19 protein-coding genes are annotated in these 23408 nt (G+C 54.2%); 8 read left to right on the forward strand and 11 right to left on the reverse strand.

Features of this window, described 5'->3' with window-relative positions; all coding sequences use genetic code 11:
- The first annotated feature begins 130 nt into the window (after positions 1-130).
- The 5 genes from cbiD to cobJ all read left to right on the forward strand — a co-directional run bounded on the left by cbiD (position 131) and on the right by cobJ (position 5427).
- Positions 131-1405, forward strand: a complete 1275-nt coding sequence (cbiD, locus tag K1V27_RS16105) for a cobalt-precorrin-5B (C(1))-methyltransferase CbiD (protein WP_258931069.1) — start codon at positions 131-133, stop codon at positions 1403-1405.
- Positions 1402-2688 carry a precorrin-6y C5,15-methyltransferase (decarboxylating) subunit CbiE gene (gene cbiE / locus K1V27_RS16110; RefSeq protein ID WP_258931070.1) on the forward strand — a complete coding sequence of 429 codons (1287 nt, stop codon included), beginning with the start codon at positions 1402-1404 and terminating at the stop codon, positions 2686-2688. The genes cbiD and cbiE overlap by 4 nt, the downstream gene beginning before the upstream one ends.
- 87 nt (positions 2689-2775) lie before the next feature.
- The gene (cobM, locus tag K1V27_RS16115; protein WP_258931071.1) at positions 2776-3543 is read left to right on the forward strand and encodes a precorrin-4 C(11)-methyltransferase; all 768 of its coding nucleotides are present in this window, start codon (positions 2776-2778) and stop codon (positions 3541-3543) included.
- Positions 3524-4651: a cobalt-precorrin 5A hydrolase gene (locus K1V27_RS16120; protein WP_258931072.1), complete on the forward strand. Its 1128-nt coding sequence runs from the start codon at positions 3524-3526 to the stop codon at positions 4649-4651. The genes cobM and K1V27_RS16120 overlap by 20 nt, the downstream gene beginning before the upstream one ends.
- A 35-nt stretch (positions 4652-4686) precedes the next feature.
- Positions 4687-5427, forward strand: coding sequence for a precorrin-3B C(17)-methyltransferase (gene cobJ / locus K1V27_RS16125; RefSeq protein WP_258931073.1), 741 nt, complete (start codon positions 4687-4689; stop codon positions 5425-5427).
- Here cobJ and K1V27_RS16130 read toward each other — a convergent pair.
- From K1V27_RS16130 to K1V27_RS16155, 6 genes are all read right to left on the reverse strand, one after another.
- Positions 5424-5774, reverse strand: a complete 351-nt coding sequence (locus K1V27_RS16130) for a LapA family protein (protein ID WP_258931074.1) — start codon at positions 5772-5774, stop codon at positions 5424-5426. The two genes, cobJ and K1V27_RS16130, sit on opposite strands and share 4 nt — an antisense overlap.
- Positions 5771-6262: an HIT family protein gene (locus K1V27_RS16135; protein ID WP_258931075.1), complete on the reverse strand. Its 492-nt coding sequence runs from the start codon at positions 6260-6262 to the stop codon at positions 5771-5773. The genes K1V27_RS16130 and K1V27_RS16135 overlap by 4 nt, the downstream gene beginning before the upstream one ends.
- Positions 6263-6443: 181 nt before the next feature.
- Positions 6444-7202: a UPF0280 family protein gene (locus tag K1V27_RS16140; protein ID WP_258931076.1), complete on the reverse strand. Its 759-nt coding sequence runs from the start codon at positions 7200-7202 to the stop codon at positions 6444-6446.
- Positions 7203-7226: 24 nt separating this feature from the next.
- Positions 7227-8783, reverse strand: coding sequence for a glutamine-hydrolyzing GMP synthase (guaA, locus tag K1V27_RS16145; protein ID WP_258931077.1), 1557 nt, complete (start codon positions 8781-8783; stop codon positions 7227-7229).
- Positions 8784-8869: 86 nt separating this feature from the next.
- On the reverse strand, positions 8870-10345 hold the full coding sequence (gene guaB, locus K1V27_RS16150; RefSeq protein ID WP_258931078.1) for an IMP dehydrogenase: 1476 nt from the start codon (positions 10343-10345) through the stop codon (positions 8870-8872).
- 117 nt (positions 10346-10462) lie between these two features.
- Positions 10463-11500, reverse strand: coding sequence for a Ppx/GppA phosphatase family protein (locus tag K1V27_RS16155; RefSeq protein ID WP_258931079.1), 1038 nt, complete (start codon positions 11498-11500; stop codon positions 10463-10465).
- A gap of 356 nt (positions 11501-11856) precedes the next feature.
- On the opposite strand from K1V27_RS16155, the gene K1V27_RS16160 reads away from it, so the two are divergent.
- A complete protein-coding gene (locus tag K1V27_RS16160; RefSeq protein WP_258931080.1) occupies positions 11857-12471 on the forward strand; it encodes an L-threonylcarbamoyladenylate synthase in 615 nt (204 codons plus the stop codon).
- Positions 12472-12531: 60 nt separating this feature from the next.
- Here the strand turns inward: K1V27_RS16160 and sppA are convergent, their stop codons facing one another.
- The 3 genes from sppA to cmk form a co-directional block, all read right to left on the reverse strand.
- On the reverse strand, positions 12532-13401 hold the full coding sequence (gene sppA / locus K1V27_RS16165; RefSeq protein WP_258931081.1) for a signal peptide peptidase SppA: 870 nt from the start codon (positions 13399-13401) through the stop codon (positions 12532-12534).
- An 86-nt stretch (positions 13402-13487) separates the two neighbouring features.
- The gene (locus K1V27_RS16170; protein WP_258931082.1) at positions 13488-15278 is read right to left on the reverse strand and encodes a 30S ribosomal protein S1; all 1791 of its coding nucleotides are present in this window, start codon (positions 15276-15278) and stop codon (positions 13488-13490) included.
- A 108-nt stretch (positions 15279-15386) separates the two neighbouring features.
- Positions 15387-16064, reverse strand: a complete 678-nt coding sequence (gene cmk, locus K1V27_RS16175) for a (d)CMP kinase (protein ID WP_258931083.1) — start codon at positions 16062-16064, stop codon at positions 15387-15389.
- Positions 16065-16618: 554 nt separating this feature from the next.
- On the opposite strand from cmk, the gene K1V27_RS16180 reads away from it, so the two are divergent.
- On the forward strand, positions 16619-17593 hold the full coding sequence (locus K1V27_RS16180) for a sigma-70 family RNA polymerase sigma factor (protein ID WP_258931084.1): 975 nt from the start codon (positions 16619-16621) through the stop codon (positions 17591-17593).
- A 12-nt stretch (positions 17594-17605) separates the two neighbouring features.
- On the opposite strand, the gene K1V27_RS16185 is transcribed toward K1V27_RS16180, so the two are convergent.
- On the reverse strand, positions 17606-20257 hold the full coding sequence (locus tag K1V27_RS16185; RefSeq protein ID WP_258931085.1) for a 1-acyl-sn-glycerol-3-phosphate acyltransferase: 2652 nt from the start codon (positions 20255-20257) through the stop codon (positions 17606-17608).
- 263 nt (positions 20258-20520) lie between these two features.
- Here K1V27_RS16185 and recN point away from each other — a divergent pair, with 263 nt between their 5' ends.
- A complete protein-coding gene (gene recN, locus K1V27_RS16190; RefSeq protein ID WP_258931086.1) occupies positions 20521-22242 on the forward strand; it encodes a DNA repair protein RecN in 1722 nt (573 codons plus the stop codon).
- Positions 22243-22319: 77 nt separating this feature from the next.
- On the opposite strand, the gene K1V27_RS16195 is transcribed toward recN, so the two are convergent.
- Complete coding sequence (locus K1V27_RS16195) at positions 22320-23102, reverse strand: ATP-grasp domain-containing protein (protein ID WP_258931087.1); 783 nt, start codon at positions 23100-23102, stop codon at positions 22320-22322.
- Positions 23103-23408 lie beyond the last annotated feature (306 nt).

Here is a 23408-nt window from a genome sequence, read left to right on the forward strand (position 1 = left end):
AGCTTGCCCGAGCATAGGGGGTTCCCTCCTGCCCTGCCGACTCCCTTGCGTTTCACCGGCAAGAGTCGTTCCGATCAGTTCCGGGGGCTTGTGACGAATTGCCGGGCTTGAATTCATATTTGTTATCAGGATGTATAGATCTTCATCACCACCCCAGGGAAAAAGAAAACGTTTGCGCGCTGGATTCAGCACCGGCACGGCAATGGTCGCAGCAGCCCGAGCGGCTCTGAGGCTTTGTCGCGACGGCAGCGTGCCGGAGAGGGTCGCCGTGCGTTTACCGAACGATTGCTTCATTTCGATAAAGATGGAAGCTGGCGGCACCGGAAAGAAAAGTTGCTGGGTGAGCGTTATCAAGGACGCGGGAGATGACCCGGACGTCACGCATCGGGCCGAGCTGAGGGTGGCATTGAAGGTGTTTTGTTCTCCTGCCACAGGAGGGACATCGCAGGTGCAGCAGCAATTGGGCGGTGAGATGCCCGGCGGTAGTCGTGCGACAGTTTGCCTGGTTGCGGGGGAAGGGATCGGAGTGGTCACGAAGCCCGGGCTGCCCGTCGCCGTGGGAGAACCGGCCGTCAATCCAGTCCCGCGCCGGATGCTGTGCCGCAACCTTGTTGAAGAGTTGACGGGCGGCCGGTGGCTCGGGTGCGAACAGCTTGGTTGGAGCGACCTGTTTACCTGGAAACCCCCCGAAAGCCCTCACATTCTCTTGCCTCTGACCGGACTGCCCGAGAGTCTGAAGGACCTTCTGCTGCAACTCGAGGTTCAGGTTCCCAACGGGAGAGCACTCGCCAAACGAACACTGAATCCCAGACTGGGCATCCTGGGTGGGATTTCGATACTGGGCACCACGGGTCTGGTCAAGCCCTTTTCCCATGAAGCGTATGAGGAGACCATTGAAAGCGCACTGTCGGTAGCTGCATCCAATGGATGCCGAGAGGTTGTTTTGAGCACCGGAGGCAAAAGCGAGCGTTTGGCACAGAATTATTTGCCCAACATGCCTCCCGAGGCTTTCATCCAGATTGCCGATTTTTACGCTTTCAGTTTGCAGGCGGCGCGCAGAATGAATTTTCAAGGGGTCGTGCACAGTGTGTTTTTTGGAAAATTGGTCAAAATGGCTTATGGTCATGCATACACGCATGCGCATAAAGCCGCCTTGGACTTGTGTTTGATTGCACGGGTGGCTGCAGAGAAGGGCTATGACGAGTTTTTTTGCACCATGCTCCGGGAAGCGAACACGGCGCGACACGCCCTCGAAATGTTATTGAATCGAGCGGCTTTCGAGGTCATTTCGCAACTGGCAGAACTTGCCCTGTCGAACTCTCGCCGCATCACGGAAAACACCATGACAATTCGCGTCATTCTATTCAATTATGACGGCACACCGTTGGTAGACATATCCTCATGAATTGCCCAAACTTATCCATGAGCGTGGACGTCTGGCAGGTTCCCGCCATCGTGGTGGTGGGAATCGGCATGGGAAAGCTCGACCTCAGCGCGCGCGCCTCCTGCTGGATCGATCGGGCGGAGGTCCTGGTGGGGGGCCGACGGCAACTGGATGAATTCGGCGAGCATCGAGGTGAAAAGATCATTTTAGGATCACCTCTGGACCACACCCTCGAGAAAATCGATCAGGTGTCCCAATCCCGCAGGACCCTTGTGCTGGCATCAGGCGATCCGCTGTTTTTCGGCATCGGGCGGCGGCTGGGAGAGGTCCTGGGGAAAGAACGCCTGCTTGTGCTGCCCAACGTCACCGCCATGCAGTATCTCTTCGCCCGCCTGGCGGAGCCCTGGGATGATGTTAAGATCGTAAGCCTGCACGGGCGCGGCAAAGCGATGAAACCCGGAGACTGGCTGAACCTGCTGCTGCGCCATAAGAAAATAGGTTTGTACACGGATCCCCAATATACTCCGGCAAGGGTTGCGCGGGAATTGCTTCAGCTGGGCGTTCAAGACAGAGTGTTGGTGGTTGGAGAAAATCTCGGGCAGGATGACGAAAACATTCGGGAAATTCCTCTTTCCGAAGCCCGGGGTCTGGACTTTTCCCCTCTGAACATCGCGTTGATTCGGCCCGCGGAGAATTCTTCGGTGAGCACGGCGTTGGCCGGCCAGAACCTGACAACCTTCGGCATGTCTGAAGCTTCATTTCAACATCAAGCGGGCTTGATCACCAAAATGGAAATTCGAGCTATTGTTCTGGCCAGCCTGCAACTCCGTCCGGATCTTGTTCTCTGGGATCTGGGGGCGGCCAGTGGGTCAGTCTCAATCGAAGCCGCTCGCATTGTTCCCTTGAGGAAAGTGGTGGCGGTGGAGAGAAACCAGGATCGCTATCAAGACCTTGTTGAAAATCTGGCGCGTTTTGGTTGTGCTGAAATCGAAAGTATTTGCGCCGATGCATCCGATGTATTAGAGCGGCTTCCTGATCCCGACCGAGTATTCATTGGGGGTGCGGGTGGAGACCTTGTCGCTATCCTCAGCCGAGCTGCAGAAAAGCTGCGGGATGGTGGGCGAATAGTGCAGACCGTCGTGACCCTGGACACCCTTGAAGCCGTGCGCCAATTTTGGCGTGAGAAGTCCTTCGACGTGACAGTTGCTCAAGTGCAGATTAACCGCTCTGCACCTATTTTGAACACCATCAGGCTGGAAGCGCTCAACCCGGTGTTCATCGTGACCGCCAGCCGCAGCGTCTGAGAACCGGTGATGCGGCTTGCAAACAGCGTATGGCGCGCGCCGTTTAATCGACAACCCCAATGGCCGGTAGGGAGTGAGAGTCATGCAATGAGATATCCCATCTATTTTGTCGGGGCCGGTCCTGGCGACCCAGACCTGATAACCGTCAAAGGTCAACGTCTGCTGGAGCAGGCGGATCGCGTCGTCTATGCGGGATCTCTGGTCCCCCGGGCGCTGCTGCAAAACTGCAAACCGGATGCCGCTATTTTCAACAGCGCTTCACTCACTCTTGAGGAAACTCATGCCCTGTTGTGTGAAGGTTATGCTGGGGGAGAGAGGGTAGTGCGCCTGCATACCGGTGACCCGAGTCTCTACGGGGCCATACAGGAGCAGATGTTGCTCCTGGAAAAAGATGCGATCCCCTACCGGGTGGTTCCCGGAGTTTCTGCTGTGTTCGCAGCCGCAGCAGCGCTCAGGCAGGAACTGACCCTGCCTGAAGTTTCACAGACGGTGATCCTCACGCGTCTTGCAGGGCGAACATCGGTGCCGGAAAAAGAGCAGCTCGGCTCGTTGGCGGCTCATCGCGCCACCCTGGTGATCTACTTGAGCGTTCAGCAGATCGACAAGGTGGTCTCCGAGCTGAGGTCGTCCTATCCGGGCAGGACTCCCGTTGTGGTGGCGTATCGCGTGGGATGGCCCGATCAGCGGTTGTTGGAGACTAGTTTGGAAGATGTTGCGGATGCAGTGAAGAGGGCCGGCATTTCCCGGCAGGCCCTGATCATGGTGGGAGATGTATTTGCCGCTCGCTCTCATGGAATGCTCAAAAGATCAAAGCTTTACGATGAATCCTTCAGCCATGGCTACCGCAGCAGCTAATATCCCGAGCTTGTCCGTCGCTATCCTGGCAATCACTCGCCATGGAGCGGGCCTTGCCCTGGAGATCCTAAAAAAGCTCCCGGGAAGCGTGTGCTATGTGCCCTCGAGGCTTGGTTGCCCTGCCACGGAGAACATGGTTGTTTTTGAGAAACTGGAGGAGGCCGTTCGCCATGCCTGGTCAAACCACCATGCGCTGGTCTGTATCATGGCCAGCGGTATTGTGGTGCGTCACCTTGCGCCGCTAGTGGAGCATAAGGCGCTGGACCCGGCAGTGATCGTAATGGATGAGCAAGGCCAATTTGTAGTCAGCCTGTTGTCGGGCCATTTGGGAGGAGCCAATGCACTGGCCCGCCGGATCGCTCGCATGACCGGTGGTCAAGCGGTCATCACCACTGCTTCGGACGTTCGTGGAAAGCCTGCTATTGATCTGATTGCCCGGGATGCCAACCTGGCCATTGAAAATTCAGCCATGGTCGCTCGTCTGGCCCGAGCCTTTCTGGAAGAAGAGACCATTTGGATCTTCGATCCTTACGAGCATTTGAAGCCCCATCTGCAGCAGGAAGGCAATGTGCTTTGGACCGATGATGTCCTCTCTGACGGCAGGATGCCGGGACCTGGAGAAAAGGGGCATAGCAAAGAGCAATTGAATGTCCTGCGCGACGGTCAATCCCGTGTCGGGATATGGGTTTCGGAACAGCTTCCGCCCACCGATCTTTGCTGTCTGATTCTTCGTCCCCGCAATCTGGTGGTGGGGTTGGGCTGTAACCGGGGCACTCCGACCAATGAAATGTTGGCGCTGATCCAGCGAGTTTTCAAGGATGCGAACCTGTCATTATTGTCTATCAGGAACCTGGCCAGCATCGACCTGAAAGCCGATGAACAGGCAATTTTGGAAACAGGGAGAAGGTTTGATCGGCCCATAGCGTTCTATTGCAAAGCTGACCTGGAACAGGTATCAGTGCCCAATCCATCAAATCTAGTCAAGGTCCATGTGGGAGTACCGAGCGTATGCGAAGCAACGGCGCTGTTGAGCGCACAGCAGGGGAAAATCATTGTGCCCAAGAAAAAATCGGCAAATGTCACAGTGGCGGTGGTCCGGGTAAGCTGACCATCGTGAGCCTTGGCCCAGGGGATCGCTCGTATATGCTGCCCATCGCCCTGGATGCTGTGATCCAGGCGGATGTGGTCGTCGGCTACAAACTGTATCTGCAAATGATTGCCGACTTGACAGCGGGCAAAACCGTATACGCGAGCGGCATGCGCAAAGAGATGGAGCGCTGCGAAGCTGCCATAGAAGCTGCATCTTGCGGAAGGCGCGTGGTTATCGTTTCCAGTGGCGATGCCGGAATTTATGGCATGGCAGGGCTCATCTTCGATCTCTGTCGCGAAAGGAATCTCAACGTTTCCTACGGCGGCGACACCTCGACGGTAACGCTCGACTTTTCCATTGACGTCATTCCGGGAGTGGCGGCATTCAATGCTGCAGCCTCGACGGTCGGCGCCCCGCTGATGCACGATTTCGCAGCCATTAGCTTGAGCGACCATCTGACTCCCTGGGAGATCATCGAGAAGCGCCTGAACGCTGCAGCCCTGGCGGATTTTGTTATGGCGATCTACAATCCGCGCAGCAAGAGTCGGCCCCATTTGTTGCGCCAGGCACAGCGTGTGATTCTGCAGCACCGTCCGCCAACCACGCCGGTCGCGCTGGTGCGCCGCGCAATGCGGGAAGGGCAGTGGCGGTGTTTGACCACTCTGGACCGTATCCCTGATGCAGAGGTGGATATGCAATCGGTGCTGATTGTAGGAAACAGCGCGACTTACGTGTGGAAAGGGTGGATGGTTACTCCCCGAGGATATCTCGACAAATATGGCGTGACGATTTAGCCGTCCGATTCGGTTTTTGACTCCTGGAGGTTCTCCCGGGCTTTTTCCGGGGGAGCTTCCTGAGTTGGCTGAGGCGGCACCGGTTGCAGCTTTTCCTGCCTTTCATGGGCGAGCATACGCCTCACGTTGAAATAGGGCCTGAGCATCAGTACGATTCCAACGGCAAATCCCAGAAATCCTGCCAGCACCAGCAGGACGTACACCTGCAGGCTCCATTGCAGGTGTTCCTTGATATACAGGTTGAGTTGGAACGGGAGTGGAGTCGTAAAGGTAGGGACGTTTTGCCAGAAAAAGAGCCCTATGACCAGCATGACTAACCCGCCCGTAATGAGCTTGAATAATTTCATGAATTGCTCTCCTTTTCGAAGTGAGGTCGAAGCTTGGCATAGGTCTGCTGGAGGTGTTCCGGAATGCTTCTGACGTCGGCAAAGACGGTGAGGAAATTGGTGTCGCCGGGCCAGCGAGGCACAACATGGAAATGCAGATGGTCCTCGACCCCGGCGCCGGCGGCTGCCCCCAGATTGAGACCTACGTTGAAGCCCTCGGGCCGCATCACCCGCCGCAGGATGACCGTACAGGTGGTCACCCAGCGCATGATGTCGATCATTTCATCTTCGCTGAGTTCCCGCAAGCCGGCCAGATGCCGCCAGGGGGCAACCAGAAGGTGCCCGTTATTGTAGGGATATTTGTTCATCATGACCATGGTCGTCCGACCGCGATAGAGAATGAGCCGCTCTTCATCTGAAAGACCATCGCCTTCCGGGCAAAAGATGCAATAAGGTTCCCGCTTTCCCAGAATATATTCGATGCGCCAGGGCGCCCATAAGTTCTGCATGAGGCTCTCTCGCCATTCGTTCAATAATGTGGCCGCGGCGATAGCCTGCGAGGCTGCCGCACAAACCCATCCTGCCCGCCTCGAACAGTGCAAAGCCTTTTTCTAAGCGGTTTTGCCACTATAGCAACGAAGCACAAAAACTCAAGATGTTTTTTGGATTGGGTGTGGTCTGACAACGGGCTCACCGCCGAGGGAGCGAAGTGAGTTCAAGTTTGCCCCAGATGGCCATCTTGTCCTTTACAATGATGAGGACTCCCTCGAGGGAGGGAATGTGCGTGGCTCGCTCCAGGGCTCGAGGCAGGTCGGCGGGACCGCGCACCAGATTGCCCAGAGCCGTGGCGGCTGCATCCGCCAAAGCGCCGTTCCCGGCCACAACCGAAACGGCATCGGCGCTGCCGAAGCTGATAGAGTGTCCAATGGTTCCCGAGGAAGTGCATATGCTCAAGGGAAACCGGTCGGCAGTAAACTGCAGGGCGACTTTATCATGGAACGGCGAGTCTGGTTCGATGTAAACACCTACCGTGGCATCTTCCTGCAGGTCGAGATAGCAGTCGCCCCCATTCTCGACGACGACCTCGCTGGTGAACTGCTTGAGGTGACGTGCCACCGATTCAGCAATTGCCCCGGCCACACTCGCCATGGGACCGACGCCCGTCTTGCCGGAGGCCTCCAGCATGTGTCGAACCAGCTCCGGCGCAGCCCGGTCACCGGGAAGGGGTTCCATTGCCTGGAGGAATTCGGGGTGCTGGGCAATGTAGTGCTCCAGCTGGTGACGGCAGGTCAGAACCGTCGAGGTCGCTTCCTTTGACAAGTCCTGCCGTGCCCGGATCCAAAGATCGGTTTCTCGATACTTGACCTGAAATGAAACCCACCCGGCTTTGCTCTGATGACTCAAGCGGTAGCAACGTCGACTCGCTTCGGTGTTTTGTTTGAAGGCCATGGGATGACAGCCGGAATTCCAGAGCTATTCCCATTCAATTGTGCTGGGAGGTTTGGAAGAGATGTCATAAACGACCCGATTGACGCCGTTCACTTCATTGATTATGCGGTTGGAGATTTTCTGCAGAAGCTCGTAAGGCAACCTGGCCCAATCGGCGGTCATGGCGTCGACACTCTCCACGACCCGCAGGGCAATGACCTGATCGTAGGTCCTCTCGTCTCCCATAACCCCCACGGAGCGGACCGGCAGAAGAACCGCAAACGCCTGCCAGACTTTGTCGTACCAGCCGGAAGCCTGCATTTCTTCAAGCACAATGCTGTCTGCTTCCCTCAGAATTTGAAGGTCTTCCGAGGTTACGTCGCGCAGCAGTCGGATGGCCAATCCGGGGCCGGGAAAGGGGTGGCGCATGATGATCCGTTCGGGCAGGCCCAGCTCTCTGCCGACCAGTCTTGCTTCATCCTTGAACAGCTCGCGCAATGGCTCGATCAGCTGCAATTGCATTTTTTCCGGCAGTCCGCCGACATTGTGATGGGTCTTGATGGTGGCCGAGGGTCCCTTGAAGGAAACACTTTCTATAACATCAGGGTACAGGGTGCCCTGTGCCAGATACCTGACATTGGGTAATTTCCCGGCCTCTTTTTCAAACAGTTCGATAAATAGATTGCCGATGATCTTTCTCTTCTGTTCCGGATCGATGACCCCCTTGAGCCGCTGCAAAAACAGCTCGGATGCGTCGAGGTAAATGAGGTTCATTTCAAAATGGTCGCGAAAAATGGTTTGCACGCTTTCCGCTTCTCCCGTGCGCAACATCCCGTTATTGACGAATATGCAGTGAAGCTGAGGTCCTATGGCGTTGTGCAGGAGAGCCGCAACGACCGATGAGTCGACCCCGCCACTCAATGCGCAAATGACCTGATCTGCTCCCACCCGCTCGCGTATCACCTGGATGGAGGTTTCCACAAAGGATTTCATGGTCCATGTCGAGCGACAATGGCAGACGCGGTACAGAAAGTTTTCCAGCAGGTTCTTGCCACATGGGGTGTGCACCACTTCGGGATGGAATTGAACACCATAAAAATGGCGCCCGAAATCCCCCATAGCGGCGATTGGCGAATTGTCGCTGTTGGCCAGAATGATAAAATCGGCCGGTAGTGTGAGCACCCGGTCACCGTGGCTCATCCATACCCGCACGTCCGTGCATTCGATGTTTTTGAAGAGGTCACCCGGATGAATGATATCAATCGTCGCCGGGCCATACTCGCGCCTGGCGGCTTTTTCTACCTGGCCGCCCAACTGGTGGGCCATGACCTGCAAACCGTAACAAATACCAAGAATGGGAACCTGCAGAGAGAAGATCAGCGGGTCGGGCAGGGGCGCTTCTTTTTGATATACACCGGCGGGTCCGCCGGAAAGGATAATACCTTTGGGCTGAAAGGCCCGGATCTCCTGGATTGCCATGTTGAAAGGATGAATCTCACAGTAGACATGGCTTTCCCTAACCCGGCGGGCAATGAGCTGGGTGTATTGGGATCCAAAATCCAAAATGAGTATTCGTTCTTCGTGCAGGTGATCCCACTTCATGGGGTGTTCCTTTCCTGTTCACTGCGTTGAGGGGGGCGGCACCTGGTCTTTTAAGGGTTGCTCGGTGCCCCGGTCGGTAATTGAGATCACTTCAGATCCACCTGATAGTTCGGTGCTTCCTTGGTGATGATGACGTCATGCACGTGGCTTTCCCTGAGCCCCGCAGCAGTGACTCGAACCATCAGGGCTTGTGTGCGAAGTTCTTCAAGGTTGCGGCAGCCCAGATATCCCATTCCCGATCGCAGTCCTCCTATGAGTTGATGTACACTGGCCGACAGCGGCCCGCGGTAGGGCACCATCCCCTCTATGCCTTCCGGTACCAGTTTGGTGAGTTCCAGGACTTCATCCTGGAAGTAGCGGTCGCGGCTGCCTTCCTTCATTGCGCCCAGGGAGCCCATGCCGCGATACACTTTGTAGCTTCGTCCTTGATACAGTACGGTTTCGCCGGGACTTTCATCGGTTCCGGCAAACAGGCTTCCAATCATGACAGTGTTTGCTCCAGCCGCCAGCGCCTTGACAATGTCCCCGCTGTATTTGATTCCACCATCGGCGATGATGGGAACGTCGTGGGCGCGCGCCACCGGTGCACAAGCCAGGATTGCGGTGATTTGTGGCACGCCCACTCCTGCCACGATACGCGTTGTACAAATGGATCCGGGTCCCACTCCGATCTTGATGGCATCCGCCCCGGCTTTGATCAGACTTTCCGCTCCTTCGGCCGTGGCAACGTTGCCCGCGGCGACTTGCATGTCCGGGCATTCCTGTTTGATCAGCTTCACCATCTCCAAGACATTTCTGGAGTGCCCATGGGCACTGTCCACAACAATCAAATCGGTCCCGGCATGCTTGAGCGCCAGCACCCGTTCGAGCATGCCCTTGCCGACCCCGACAGCGGCCCCGACCCTCAGCCTGCCGAGTTGGTCCTTGCTCGAATTGGGATATTTTTTGACCTTCATGATATCCTTGATGGTGATCAATCCCTTCAGCTTGCCGGCTTCATCCACTACCAGCAACTTTTCAATTCGATTGGCATGGAGCAATTTCTTGGAATCTTCCAGAGAAATGCCTATGGGGGCCGTTACCAGGTTCTTTTTAGTCATGACCTCAGAGACTTTGAGGTTGACGTTGGTTTCAAAACGCAGGTCACGATTTGTGATGATTCCCACCAGTTGCCCTTGCTTCACCACGGGTACACCCGAAATGCGATAGCGTGCCATCAGTTCCAGCACGTCCGAAATGCGCTGGTCGGGTTCCACCGTGACCGGATCAACGATCATTCCGCTTTCGGATTTCTTGACCTTATTGACTTCCTGGGCTTGCCGCTCGACGGACATATTGCGGTGAATGATGCCAATTCCGCCTTCCCGCGCAATGCTTATGGCGGTATCCGCTTCCGTGACGGAGTCCATTGCTGCACTGAGCAAAGGAATTCGCATGGTTATGCTGCGGGTCAAGGGGGTTTCAAGGTTGGTTTCCTGTGGTAATATCTCGGAATATCTGGGGATTAATGAAACGTCGTCAAAAGTAAGAGCTTCCTGAATAGCCGACTGTTCATTCTGCATTGAATCTCTCCGTGATCTTTTCCAGGGGTCTGCAAATCATTGCCGATCGGTCCGCCCCTGCGTTGAATACTGGTATCCTCCATCCGGCTACAAGGGGTAGCCATGCGCTGCCAGCGCCTATGCAATTGGCCAAAGCCACTCCAAAGGAGTTCCTAAAGTATGAGGCATTCCTCTCTGTTTTTCAATAAGATAGAGGAGAAGACCTTCCAACAGCCCTGCGTCGGTGACGGTGAGCCGCTGTTGGTTCAGTGCATGCAGAATCTGCAAAACGATCAGTGCCCCCCCCAGTATGATATCTTCCCTTCCTCTTTCCAGTCCCTGAATGCTTTGCCTTTCTTCAGTAGTGAGCCGGGCCAGGTGCTGCACCGTGCCCGCAAGCCAATCCTCGGTTAGAAGTGTCCCATTAATCCGATGAGCTCGATATTCATTGGTTTTCAGGTACATCGAGGCCAGTGTCGTGGCGGTTCCCGCGGTGCCGACCAGCATTAGTGCGTCCAGACTCGAGCCCGAGCCAGTTTGCTCGAGAGCGTGGTGCAGGCCGGATAGGGCCTGCTCGATGCGGGCCCGGATGAACCGGGCGGCACGTTGCAGCTGTTGCGCCTTGGGCGGATTGTCCGTCAAATACTTTTCGGCGATGCCCGCCGCACCGATGAAAATGCTTTCGACCCAAAGGGGCACGCCTGCCTCCGGGTCGACCAGAATAAACTCTGTGCTGCTCCCCCCCAGATCAAACAACAATTTCAGTCCCTCACCGGGCGGAAGAACGCTCAAAATGCCCTTGGCGGATAGGGCGGCCTCATCCCTTTCTGAAAGAATGGAAACATCCAGCCCCACCGAGGATTTGATTGATTCGAGAAATGTCCGAGTGTTTACCGCCCTGCGCAGCACACCGGTTGCTCCGCACGCAACAGCCTCCACCTGGTAGCGATCTAACAGCCTTTGGTATCCTTTCAATGTGTCAAGGCTTTTGAGCATACTCGCTGAAGAGAGCTCCCGGGTGTCCTGGTAATTTTTGGCCAAGCGGGTGATGGCCCTTTCAACACGGCGCGGAACTATTTGCTCGCCGTTCACCAGTGTGGCCAGGAGTAGTCGGATGGTGTGAGAACCGATATCGATGGAGGCGAAATTCAAGTGACGCTCATTTGCCCGGGTCATCAGCCGCCGGCTCCTTTTCTTAGCTTGACAGGGTCAGTTGCAAGAGTTTATTTTCAAATCTGAACAATCGCAAACCCTAACACAACCAACGGTTTATTTACTTGGCTATGCCATTGATTGATCCTGCAGCCTCTCCTGACACAAAGCCCGGGAGCGTGTCCGAGAATGCCGGCCTTAGGTCAATCTGCTGCAACTTCGAATCCGCATGGGAATGCGGTTGGCGGTTCCCGGAGTCCGTTGGAACCGCGGGAAAGCAGCCAAAAGTCATTCTGGAGAGGCGCCCCGCGGGTTAGTGTGGTACTCTGGGACCTGCACGTTTGCGACGACAAATCACCTTTAGCCCGAGAGGATTGCCCATGATACTCGAGATGAACTCGCAACATCCTGAACCGAGAAAGATTAAGCAGGTTGCGGAAATTCTGGCCAATGGGGGGGTAATAGCTTATCCCACCGATACGTATTACGGTATCGGTTGTGATTTGTTCAACAAAGAGTCCATTGAAAAAATCTACCAGTTGAAGCGTAGATCCGCGCAACAGCCTTTTAGCTTTATCTGCAGTGACCTGAAAAATATAAGCGAGTACGCTCAAGTGACAAATTACGCTTACAAGACCATGAAACGGCTCCTGCCAGGCCCCTACACATTCATCCTGGAAGGCTCGCGGCTGGTCCCCAAAATCATGCTCACCAAGCGCCGCACTGTGGGTATTCGAGTGCCGGATCATGAAATCTGTTTGGCTATTGTTCAGGAATTGGGACATCCCATCATCAGTACCTCGGCTACCGATCCGGAAACGAGCAGCATCCTGGAGACCCCCCAGGAGATCAAGGCAAAGTTGGGGCATGCCCTTGATCTGATCATTGACGGGGGCATTGTCAACGGCAAACCGTCGAGTGTTATTTCTCTCATTGATGACACTCCCGAAGTACTTCGGGAGGGAGCGGGAGACGTCGCTGCTTTTCAAGTATAAACGAGGGAGGTCATGGCGGGCGACCGGTGCCGGCCTGCCATGAACCCCAAGCCCGTCGTGTCAGGGTGCCAACGGGGCCTGATAACGGATGCCGGCGAAGCCGACGGGATAATTCGTTATTTGCTCGGCCAATTGATTGCCCAGCAGCAGTTCCAGTAAGGAAAACCCTTTTTTCTTTGCGTAAACCAACTTCGGCTCCCCTTCCACTTTGCCCATGATGGCCGCCGCCCTGACAGCGTCCTCGAAATTGCCAAGTTCATCGACCAATCCCAACTGTTTTGCCGTTTCGCCCGTTAGAATTCGGCCGTCGGCTATTGCCTCAATCTTTTCCCTGGGAATATTGCGAGCGGCAGCTACCGCCTCGATAAACTGGCGATGGACCTGGTCGATGGTTTGCTGCAGCAGGGCTTTTTCTTCCGCGGTCATCTCCCGGTCAGGATTTCCCAAGTCCTTGAACCGCCCACTCTTTATGGCGGTCATGCTGTACCCGATCTTTTCAAACAGCTCCTCCAGGTTCGGGTAGTAGACGATAACGCCGATACTGCCCGTGACCGTCCCCGGACTGGCGAAGATGCGGCCGGCGGCCGAGGCGATATAATACCCTCCAGAAGCTGCAACAGCGCCCAGAGAGGCCACCACGGGCTTGGTCTCATTAGTGCGCTGCAATTCTCGGTAAATTTCCTGCGACGGTCCCACCCCACCGCCCGGGGATTCGACCCGCAGAACCAGGGCTTTTACATTGGGGTCTTTACGGTACTTGACGATGCTGCGCAGGGTCTCCCGGGCATCGTCAATGAGGCCCTTGACTTCGATCACGGCAATCCTGTTGGGATTCGCCAACAATGCATGATCGGAAGTGATCAGCCAAAATGCCGCTCCTGCAACCAGCAGGAACACCAATGAAATGAGTAAGCAACCAGGTTGTTTCACCGCTGCCGGGGTCCTCCCAAACACGAAAGCCCGGTATCAGGCGCAATGCATGAACCGGGCTTGCAAACACAAAGGGTAATCGACAACTATTCTTTGTCAGCCGGTGCGGAATTGTTGGAAAGGGCTTCCAATTCTTCCTTGAGCAGCTCGCCAAGGTTGGATGTTGCTGCTTTGGCGGTATTCACATACTCTTCATAGTTGGATCGTTCTTCCTGATCATCGACCTTCTTAACCGAGAGCCCGATCTTGCGGTCTTTGGGTGAAATGTTGATCACTTTGGCAGTAATCGTATCACCCATCTTGTATTGGCCGACCGGGGACTTGATCTTTTCTTTGCTGATTTCCGAAACATGAACCAGGCCTTCGATGCCCTCTTCCAATTCCACAAACAGTCCGAAGTCGGTAACATTAGTGATGGGGCCGCTGATGACGCTTCCCAGGGGATAACGATCGGGAATGGTCTCCCAGGGATCTTGCTCAAGCTGCTTGATACCCAAAGAAAAGCGCTCATTCTCTTTATCGATGTTCAAGACTATCGCCTGGACTTCCTGGGCCTTCTTAAAGACCTCCGAAGGGTGTTTGACGCGTTTTGTCCAGGAGATGTCGGAAATATGGACCAGCCCGTCGATGCCCTCATCGATTCCGATAAACACGCCAAAGTCCGTGATGTTCTTGATCTTACCGGCGATCGTAGTGCCGATCGGATACTTTTCGGCGATCACATCCCACGGATTGGGCTCGAGCTGCTTCATACCCAGAGAAATTCTCTTGTTGTCGGGATTGATGCTCAGCACGACGGCCTCGACTTCATCGCCCACGTTCAATATCTTGCTCGGATGGCGAATTTTTTTGGTCCAAGACATCTCGGAAACATGGATCAAGCCTTCCACGCCTTCTTCAATTTCGACGAACGCCCCATAGTCGGTCAGGCTCACGACGCGACCCCTGACTTGAGTGTTGACGGGGTATTTTTCTTCCGCATTGGTCCATGGATCGGGTACCAGCTGTTTGAGTCCCAGGGAAACGCGTTCGTTCTCGCGGTCAAAAGAGAGCACCATGACATTGATCTTGTCGCCTATCTGGAACATTTCCGATGGATGGCCGACGCGGCCCCAACTCATGTCGGTGATATGCAACAGTCCGTCGATTCCTCCCAGATCCACAAAAACTCCGTAGTCGGTAATATTCTTTACCACTCCCTCCACAACCTTGGAATCTTCCAGGCTGGCAAGAGTCTCGGCTTTCATCTGTTCGCGTTCCTTTTCCAGCAGGACTCTGCGGGAGAGCACGACATTTCGACGTTTCTTATTGTATTTGAGGATCTTGAAGGGGTAGGTGTGATCGATCAGGGATTCCAGGTTGCGAACCGGCCTCAAGTCGACCTGGGAGCCTGGCAGGAATGCCTGAACGCCGATGTCCACGGCGAGGCCGCCCTTGACCTTGGAAATGACCTTGCCTTCGATGATACCGTCATCATTATAGATTCGGCTTATATCGTCCCAAACCTTGATCTTTGCCGCTTTTTCCTTCGACAGAAGGATGGTTCCCTCTTCGTCGTCGTGGAGTTCAAGCAGTACGTCCACTTCGTCGGATATGGCGGCTTGCACGTTGCCGCTTTCATCCTTGAACTCGCGAACAGGGATCTGCCCTTCCGATTTATAACCAATATCCACCATGATGTAGTCATCGGTGATTTGCACGATGCGACCCCGGATGACCTCACCTTCCTGGATATTGCGGAAGCTCTGTTCATAAAGATCCTCGAGCGTTTCCATGTCCTCGATGTCACCGTCCAGCATGGGATCTTCCAAATTCATGTCGGTGAACATTGGATCTTCTGTGTGGGTTTGTTTTGTTGAATCGTCGTTGTTAACCATTGAGTCTAGTACCCCCTTGTCCAAATTTGGCGAGTCGCCACCTTAATAAACAACAATTATACCTGAAATCGCGTCCGAATTCAATGTATATTTAGATCTTTTCAAACGTTATTGAGGCGCACCTGAGGTGCTTGCGGATCGTATGATTTCAACCAGACGATCCACCACCTCGTCAATTCCCAACGCGGAAGTGTCCAGTAGAATCGCATCGGAGGCCGGTCGCAAAGGCGCCAATGACCTTTCCTGATCAGCCTGGTCGCGGGCTCGGATTTGCGCCTCCAAATCAGTGTAATCTACTTCGATATTCTTTGCTCGATATTCCAGGAAGCGGCGCCGGGCCCTCGTTGCCGGGTCGGCCGTGAGGTAGACTTTTACCGTTGCATCGGGGAACACCACCGTCGTCATATCCCTGCCCTCGGCAACTATATCTGCCGCGTTCGCCAGGCGCCTCTGCCACCTGGTCAAGTAGGCTCTAACCCATGGAATCTGCGAAATGCGGGACGCCCAGCCGGCCATCTCCGGTTGTCGCAGCTCGTCGCTCAGCTGCCGCGCTCCATGATAAATCACCAGGGAACCGTTTTCGATACCGAAATGAAGAGGCAGCCTGCTCAGTTGGTTGCTTACGTTCTCGGCAGCAGTCAGGGAATCACCCTGTTCGACCAGGCTCCATGCCACTGCACGATACATCGCACCGGTATCCAGGTAAGCAAACCCCAGCCTTTTCGCCGAAAGCCTGCATGCCGTACTCTTCCCCGCTCCGGCAGGACCATCAACCGCCACTACCATGAGATATTCCTAACGCCATTTTCAGTCAATCTCCCAAATAGGCTGGTTGCCTTGGGAAAAAATTCCGTTGGGCCGCTTCCCTTGCCGACCACTGCGCTGCCACAATCTTGTGGCAGAGCCCCAAGCCAACCTTTTGTCGGTTTCCAAGGATTGGATGAAGCCGCAGCAGGCAAGAGGGATTCACTTAGCGGGTGTGCATAACTGGAGTCAATATGTGTCTGCATCGAAGGGCACAAACGACAGTAGCCTGCGATTATCAGCATGGTCGAGGCTTTTATAAAGAACTCACTGGTAAAAAGCAATGACTTTTAAGGAGGTGCTCGTTCTTTTGTAAAACCGCAGGGGGCTTAGCCGATCGTCTAAGCGGGAATGCAGGTCATATTGCGCACCATTCATGCAAAATATTGAATACGGTCGGTCGGGGTTTTACCCTTGTGTTGGCAAAGCGCGTATAATAATATTCAATTTAAACTTTTAGCGAATGGAGATGTCCCCAGTCAAACAACCTTTTGTCGATATCGGATTATTCCATATCAGGATGAGGTCACTGCTATATGGCGCAAAAAAGTGAAGCAGGTGCCGCAAAGAAGGCGGGTTCCAAAAAAAACCAGCACAGCAGCAAAGTGAAGCCGAGTTCCGTGCCTTCCCCTGGGAAGGCTCACTCTGTAGTGTTGGATCCCTTTCGTCTCTATCTCGATGAGATCAAAAGATATCCATTGCTGAGTCGTGAAGAGGAGCGGGAGCTTGCTGTTCGCTATCGGGAAAAGAACGACCTCGATGCGGCCTACAAGCTGATCACGGCCAATCTTCGCCTGGTGGTCAAGATCGCCATGGATTTTCAACGGTACTGGATGCAGAACCTGATGGATCTGATTCAGGAAGGCAACGTCGGCCTGATGCAGGCGGTGAAGAAATTCGATCCTTACAGGGGCTACAAGTTTTCCTACTACGCATCGTTTTGGATCAAAGCCTACATTATCAAGTTCATCATGGACAACTGGAAGCTGGTCAAGATTGGCACAACTCAAGCCCAAAGGAAGCTTTTTTTCAACCTGCGCAAAGAAAAGGAACGGCTCGAGGCCCAAGGGATAGAGGCTTCCGCGAAACTGCTGAGCGACCGACTGGATGTCAAGGAATCCGAAATCGTCGAAATGGATCAGCGGCTCAACAGCTGGGAAATCTCCTTGGACAGCCCTTTGAAAGAAGATTCCGAAGACACTCACAAGTCATTCCTCCCCTCGGATGATCTGCCCGTAGACGACCAGATTGCAGATCGAGAAGCGAAGAGCATCCTGCATGACAAATTGATGCTGTTCAGGAAGCAATTGAATGGAAAAGAGGCGGTGATTTTTGACAAGCGACTGCTGGCCGAAGATTCTATGACACTCCAAGAAATCGGAGACGAGTTCGGGATAAGCCGGGAGCGTGTGCGTCAGATCGAAAGCCGCCTCAAGAAAAAGCTGAAAAATTATCTGGAAGAACACATCGAGGATATCGAATTGTTGCAGGAAAGCATGGTCGATGTGTGAGGAGGCAATGCTTCATTGCAGAGAAAAGTGCGGCGACCTGAGGAAGCGGCTGATTTGCTTGCTGTAATGCTGGATCAGCAGGCGATTTCCCGCATCGACATATAGATCCTGGTCCTTTTCTTTTCCTTTGGTGCCGCCTATTTTCTTATCGATGACGCCTTTTTCGAGATAATACTTGAGAGCATTGGCGAAGATGATCTTGGAAACGGATTCGGGCCGTTCGATCAATTGCAGCTTGAGCGCCTTTTGCCCCGATCCCAAGACTTTCTTGATGAAATCCTTGTCGCTGTAGGATTTTTTCTGCAGGTACTTGAACGCCCGGAGCACCAGCCAGTAGCCTTCAAAATAATTGCGCAGCACGCTGCTGAAAGAATGGGCCACCCGCATGCCTTTATGCGTCAACAAATAGGGGTGATCTTCCTGGCCAATGGGATGCAACCAACCCATCTCTTCAAATGCGTCGAGCACTCCCTCCACGAGGCTCTGGTCGGAAATTTCGCTGTCATAGACGAACTCGAACTTGAAAAAGTTCTTCATGAACGCAACATCTTCCAAAATCTGCGAGAGACTGAATTGGAACGTCTGCTGGGCCAGGATGGACGTGGAAACATAAGCTGCGGGGAGGAAAAAATGGATGGCATTATTCTTGTAATACTCCAGGGTTAATCGCTTGCTGTCCTCCATGGTGTAAACTTCTTCTTCCAGGTCGTCGTCGGCATCCTTGAGTTTGCCGATGATTTTGCTCCGTTCCAGATCCGCCAGCGTTTCCGCAACCACCACGGCATAGTTGCTGAGCGTGTTGGAAAATCTGATTTGATGGACCCCCAGATAGTCGTAGAATACTTTGCAGGTCTCCTTGAATTCGGCCAGGGAGATGCCGTGGCGGGGTGTGCTCAGGAGTGCGGTTGCCACTAAAGCATGCGGAGTCACCAGCGAAGCCTGGTTGATGCTGTTGATGATGCGATAGGAAAAATCGCGATACATGGCATGCCGTTCTTTGGGACGCAGCTTACCCATCTTCAGTTGAACCCGTTCGAGATAGCGCTGCAACGATATGGGTTCAGCGAACTGCACGTACACCCGACCGTAGCGTTTTTTCAAGAAGCGCCGCGCGCGGACCAGTTGGCCGATATTCTCGTCGACCTTGGCACCTCCCGAAACTTCCTTGAGATAGGATTCCTCCTCGGGTATGCGATCGTAGCAAATGGAGGTGGGCACAAACACCAAATCATCGCAGAAGCCCTCCTCTACCGCCTGTATCAGGATGGCCATGAGTCCCAGCTTGGGGAGTACCATTTTGCCCGTGCGGCTGCGCCCGCCCTCGATGAAGAACTCGACATTATGGCCCAACTGCACCAGGGTCTTGACGTAAAGGGAAAATACTTCAGCATAGAACTTGATGCCCTTGAAGCTGCGGCGAATGAAAAACGCTCCACCGCGACGAAAAATCGGTCCCAGAGGCCAAAAGGAGAGGTTCTTTCCTGCCGCAACGAAGGGCGAATAGAGGTTGTTTCGGAACAGTATGTAGGAGAGGATCAGATAGTCGATGTGGCTCTTGTGACAAGGAATATAAACCAAAGTATTATGCCGGGCGGCGCGTTTGACTCGTTGCAGGCTTTCTACATCCACATCGATCCCGTCAAACAGGTTATTCCACATCCAGGTGAGGAATTTTTCCGCTATCTGGATCAACGTGTAATTATAATTGGCTGCGATTTCATCGAGATACTGATCGGCTTCCTTTCTGATCTTCCAAATTTCCTGCTGACTCGACTTGGCGCGCCGCTGCATCTGCGCTTCCAGCCTGGGGTGATGCAGGATGATCTCTTTAAGCTCCAGCTTGGTTTTGGGGCGCGGCCCGACAATGGCGCGTTTAATGACGGCGATGGAATCAATCAGCTCGCGCCGGAGCTGAAAAATCTGTTTGCGACGCTCGTGGGGTTTTTCCGAAATCTCCCCCAGCACTTCCTGCAAATTGAGGGCTTCGCCGGCTTCGAACGCGGCGCTCGAGTACCCGCGAAGAAAGGAAAAACATTTGCGAAGCGGCCCGGGTTGTTCCTTTTGGCCGAAAAAGATCTCACCAAACCCGCGTCTCTTGCGGCCCGGGTCACGGGTATAAAGCAGCACCAGAGGAACAATGAAGATTGGTCTTGCGTGGGATTTCTGGATCTCTATCAAATGCTCCAGCGGGTCATGGCCGACCAAAACCGTACGCCGATAGTAGCCCTTTTCTCCCAGCAGGAAGAATAAACCGGTCTCTTGGTCTTCAATCTTCTTCCGGTAATGGCCGTCCGTGTACGGGTCCGGCCGTTTTCTGTTGCGCATGAAGTGGTACAGATGATAGGCAAGAATCTTACACGCATACCATCGTGGCTGCCATAGATAGGGATGCATATCGAAAAGGAAGGAAGGTGCCGGCAAGCCCAGTTGGTAGAGTCGTAGGTTGAGGTAAACAAAGTCCAGATGGGATCGGTACTCGAAAGCGTATACGATATGACCTTTTTTTGACAATTCTTCCAGCTGGTGCTGCTGATCATCCGGCATGGAAGTCTTGGTGATCATCTTTTCAAACCAGCTTCTCAAAAGAAAAGATGGCCGCTTATCCACTGAAAACCCGTAAGGATCTTGCTTAACCGTGAGTCCCACCGGGCGCTTTGTTTTCAACCACCATTTTTTCATAAAAGTTTGTTACCCTCTGAGGCTGCTCCAAGTCAGCGATGTAAAATGAAAGAAAAAGTACGTTAACAAAAATAGCCGGACAAGAGCAAACTTTTTTCTGAACGGCGTTCACGTTGCCTCGGGCGTTGGGATGTAATATCATGAAACCGTTATGTAAATCCTGCGCATCCTGGAGCCTTGAAACGATTATGCTGCTGATTCATCGACGCGTCACCAATGCGGGCGGAAGGTCGGATGGGTAAGGCACGATGTTGACTGAGTTGGTTATCCACAATTTGGCTGTCATCAGGCACCTGGAGGTCTCCTTTGGGACCGGTTTGAATATTCTCTCGGGCGAGACCGGTGCCGGCAAATCAATTCTCGTTGGTGCTGTGAACCTCATTCTGGGCAGTCGCGCGTCGCAGGAATTGATCCGTACGGGAGCCAATGAAGCGGCGGTCGAGGCAGTCTTTCAGGTTCCGGCCAAGGATGCTCTGGTGCAATATTTGAGTGACCTGGGGCAGGATTTTACCGGGGAACTGGTCGTGCTGAGGACCGTCAGCCGCACCGGTCGCAGTCGGGTATTCGTGAACGATCAGTTGGTCACGCTCCAGCAGTTTCAACCCATGGCCAAGTTCCTGGCTTCCATTTCCGGGCAACACGAGCATCAGTCGCTCCTCAACCCGGAATTGCATCTGGGACTGCTGGATGCTTTCGGCAGCTTGGAGCCGATGGTGCAACAGGTGGCCGAGGTCTATGAGCAATGGTCGGAGGTCGCAGGAGAATTGACCCGGCTGAGGCGATCCAAAAAAGAGAGAGCGGATCAGGCGGATTGGTTTCGTTTTCAACTCCAGGAACTGGAAGCCGCAGAGCTGCACGAAGGAGAAGACGAGGCCTTGGAGCAGGAAGTAAACGTGCTGAAGCATGCCGCAACGCTCCATGACGCTGCACAAGATTCGCACCAGACCCTGTATGCCGGGCGTGATGCCATTCTGGGGCGCTTTGCGGAACTCGAGCGGAATCTGCATGTGCTTGTCGGGATTGATTCCAGGCAAAGCTTTCTGCTCACCCATTTGGAGCAGGCGCGCATTCACCTTGAAGAGCTGTCCCATTGCCTGCAGAGTTATGCTTCCAGTATTTCCTTTGAGCCGCACAGGCTTGAAGCGGCCCAGGAGCGGCTGGCGCTTTTGCAGAAACTGGGGAAAAAATACGGCGGCAGCGTGGCACGGATGATTCGGCGGCGGGATGAGCTGCGCCAGGCTCTTACGGAAGATGAGCAATGGGATTTGGTCGAAAATGATCTGAGGAGACGCAAGGAGCTTCTCGAGGGAGCGTACCTCGAAAAGGCTGCAGCGCTGTCGGCTCAGAGGAGAGAGGCGGCATTGCTGTTGGGAAAAGCGGTGGAAGATGTTTTAGCGTTGCTTGACATGCATCAAGCCAGTTTTTCCGTCGCCTTTGACGACGATAAACAGGAGAAGGAGAAAGAGAGTCGGCGTTTTTCTCCTGCCGGCATGGATCGCTTGCAGTTTTTACTCTCGGCGAATCCCGGAGAAGAGCTCAAGCCGTTGGCCAAAATAGCATCCGGTGGGGAGCTCTCGCGAATTCTCCTTGCCTTGAAAAGTCTGCTGAGTCGTCAGGGAGAAGCTGAAACGCTCATTTTCGACGAAGTGGACGCGGGCATTGGCGGGCGTACTGCGGAACTGGTCGGCCGACAGCTGCAGCACCTGGCCGAAAAGCACCAGGTGATCTGCATCACCCACTTGCCGCAAATTGCATGCTACGGGGAATATCACTACCGAGTCGCCAAACAGACTCACAAGGAAGAAACCACCACCAGCATTACCCCGCTATCGGGTGAAGCGCGGATAGAAGAATTGGCCCGTATGCTCGGGGGGATATCGGTTTCCGATAAAACCCGCGCTCAGGCTATGGAATTCTTGCAGCGAGCGCACCGGCAAAGCAGGGAGCCGGCGGAGCCGAACCGGACTTAGGAGCCTGCTGCCGGGGGGAGTGCCCGCCTGCGCCGGCATGACCACAGGGGGGGCCAAACCAATTCCGGCACAGGCGGCTAAATTAATCCCCGGTCTGCCAAATCCGCCAGAATTTCGTGAATATCCAATCCAGCCTGGCGAAATCCTTCCAGCCCATACACCATATTCGCTTCCAAAACATAGTACCGGTCCTCAAAATGGCAGACATCCAGTCCAACTTCTCCAAAGCCGCAGCGGATCGCAACATCCCCGGCAAATTTCAAGGCATCGTCGGGAATGTCATCGTAGCAGATACGCGCACCTTGAGACACATTGTTGCGAAAGTTGTCGGCTGCCTGGATCCGCCAATAACTATGGACCACTTGCCCGGCAACGATGACCACCCTGAGGTCCCGGTCGATCGGCAGATACTGCTGCACATATGCCGGCCGATGGTCGTGCAAATAGTCCCTCAGTTGATGCTCCCTGTTGATCAGCCACACTCCCCGGCCCTGAGATGATCCGACGGGAGTTTTGGCAACAAAGGGCAGGGGGAAGTCCTCGAGAATTCGTCGCATGCGGTTTCGACCGTAGTATAAACGGGTGCGCGGGTGATTGATGCCGAGTAACTGAAACACGGCGGTCTGACGAATTTTGTTCCCCATGAGTGAATAGAAATTAGAGGGGAAGACACTCTTGCCGATGGATTCGAACAGATCCTCGTAGAGCGTGCTCGGGTAGTAAACAACCGCAGCGTTTCGCAGTGCATCTTTCCGCACGGCGGGATAATCTTGCCAGTTGGGCAAAGTGCCGAGGCAGTGAAAAGAGCGGCTCGAACGTAATCGCTTCCCCAGAGATATGCGTTTGTCATTGATTGTCATGATGGACATTCTAATGCGAAGGCGAGGCAGAGACAATGGGTCTTTGCCTCGCCTGCTTTACGGCATTGCGGGGTACTGCTGCGGCGGCGCCAGGAATCCAGGGCAACGCATGCCTGCCGGGTGGCGGGGTTCACCGGCAGGACGAGCGGAGGACAGGCCAATTTTCGGACGGCCTTTTGAGCGGTTGACTGGGCAGTACGTGGATTGACCAGGGAAGATGTTTTGCCGATCGAGCTCTTCATGGGTTGACAAAGGGTTTGTATTTTCTATAATGACCACCTGGTCATTTCCGGCTTACAATGGACA

It is taken from the genome of Desulfoferrobacter suflitae (assembly GCF_022603395.1).
GTDB lineage: Bacteria > Desulfobacterota > Syntrophobacteria > Syntrophobacterales > Syntrophobacteraceae > Desulfoferrobacter > Desulfoferrobacter suflitae.

Excerpts from the sequence above, each read along its gene's own strand:
- cbiD (WP_258931069.1), top strand. The coding sequence starts at position 131 with ATGTATAGATCTTCATCACCACCCCAGGGAAAAAGAAAACGTTTGCGC.
- cbiE (WP_258931070.1), top strand. The coding sequence starts at position 1,402 with ATGAATTGCCCAAACTTATCCATGAGCGTGGACGTCTGGCAGGTTCCC.
- cobM (WP_258931071.1), top strand. The coding sequence starts at position 2,776 with ATGAGATATCCCATCTATTTTGTCGGGGCCGGTCCTGGCGACCCAGAC.
- K1V27_RS16120 (WP_258931072.1), top strand. The coding sequence starts at position 3,524 with ATGGCTACCGCAGCAGCTAATATCCCGAGCTTGTCCGTCGCTATCCTG.
- cobJ (WP_258931073.1), top strand. The coding sequence starts at position 4,687 with ATGCTGCCCATCGCCCTGGATGCTGTGATCCAGGCGGATGTGGTCGTC.
- K1V27_RS16130 (WP_258931074.1), bottom strand. The coding sequence starts at position 5,774 with ATGAAATTATTCAAGCTCATTACGGGCGGGTTAGTCATGCTGGTCATA.
- K1V27_RS16135 (WP_258931075.1), bottom strand. The coding sequence starts at position 6,262 with ATGCAGAACTTATGGGCGCCCTGGCGCATCGAATATATTCTGGGAAAG.
- K1V27_RS16140 (WP_258931076.1), bottom strand. The coding sequence starts at position 7,202 with ATGGCCTTCAAACAAAACACCGAAGCGAGTCGACGTTGCTACCGCTTG.
- guaA (WP_258931077.1), bottom strand. The coding sequence starts at position 8,783 with ATGAAGTGGGATCACCTGCACGAAGAACGAATACTCATTTTGGATTTT.
- guaB (WP_258931078.1), bottom strand. The coding sequence starts at position 10,345 with ATGCAGAATGAACAGTCGGCTATTCAGGAAGCTCTTACTTTTGACGAC.
- K1V27_RS16155 (WP_258931079.1), bottom strand. The coding sequence starts at position 11,500 with ATGACCCGGGCAAATGAGCGTCACTTGAATTTCGCCTCCATCGATATC.
- K1V27_RS16160 (WP_258931080.1), top strand. The coding sequence starts at position 11,857 with ATGATACTCGAGATGAACTCGCAACATCCTGAACCGAGAAAGATTAAG.
- K1V27_RS16170 (WP_258931082.1), bottom strand. The coding sequence starts at position 15,278 with ATGGTTAACAACGACGATTCAACAAAACAAACCCACACAGAAGATCCA.
- cmk (WP_258931083.1), bottom strand. The coding sequence starts at position 16,064 with ATGGTAGTGGCGGTTGATGGTCCTGCCGGAGCGGGGAAGAGTACGGCA.
- K1V27_RS16180 (WP_258931084.1), top strand. The coding sequence starts at position 16,619 with ATGGCGCAAAAAAGTGAAGCAGGTGCCGCAAAGAAGGCGGGTTCCAAA.
- recN (WP_258931086.1), top strand. The coding sequence starts at position 20,521 with ATGTTGACTGAGTTGGTTATCCACAATTTGGCTGTCATCAGGCACCTG.
- K1V27_RS16195 (WP_258931087.1), bottom strand. The coding sequence starts at position 23,102 with ATGACAATCAATGACAAACGCATATCTCTGGGGAAGCGATTACGTTCG.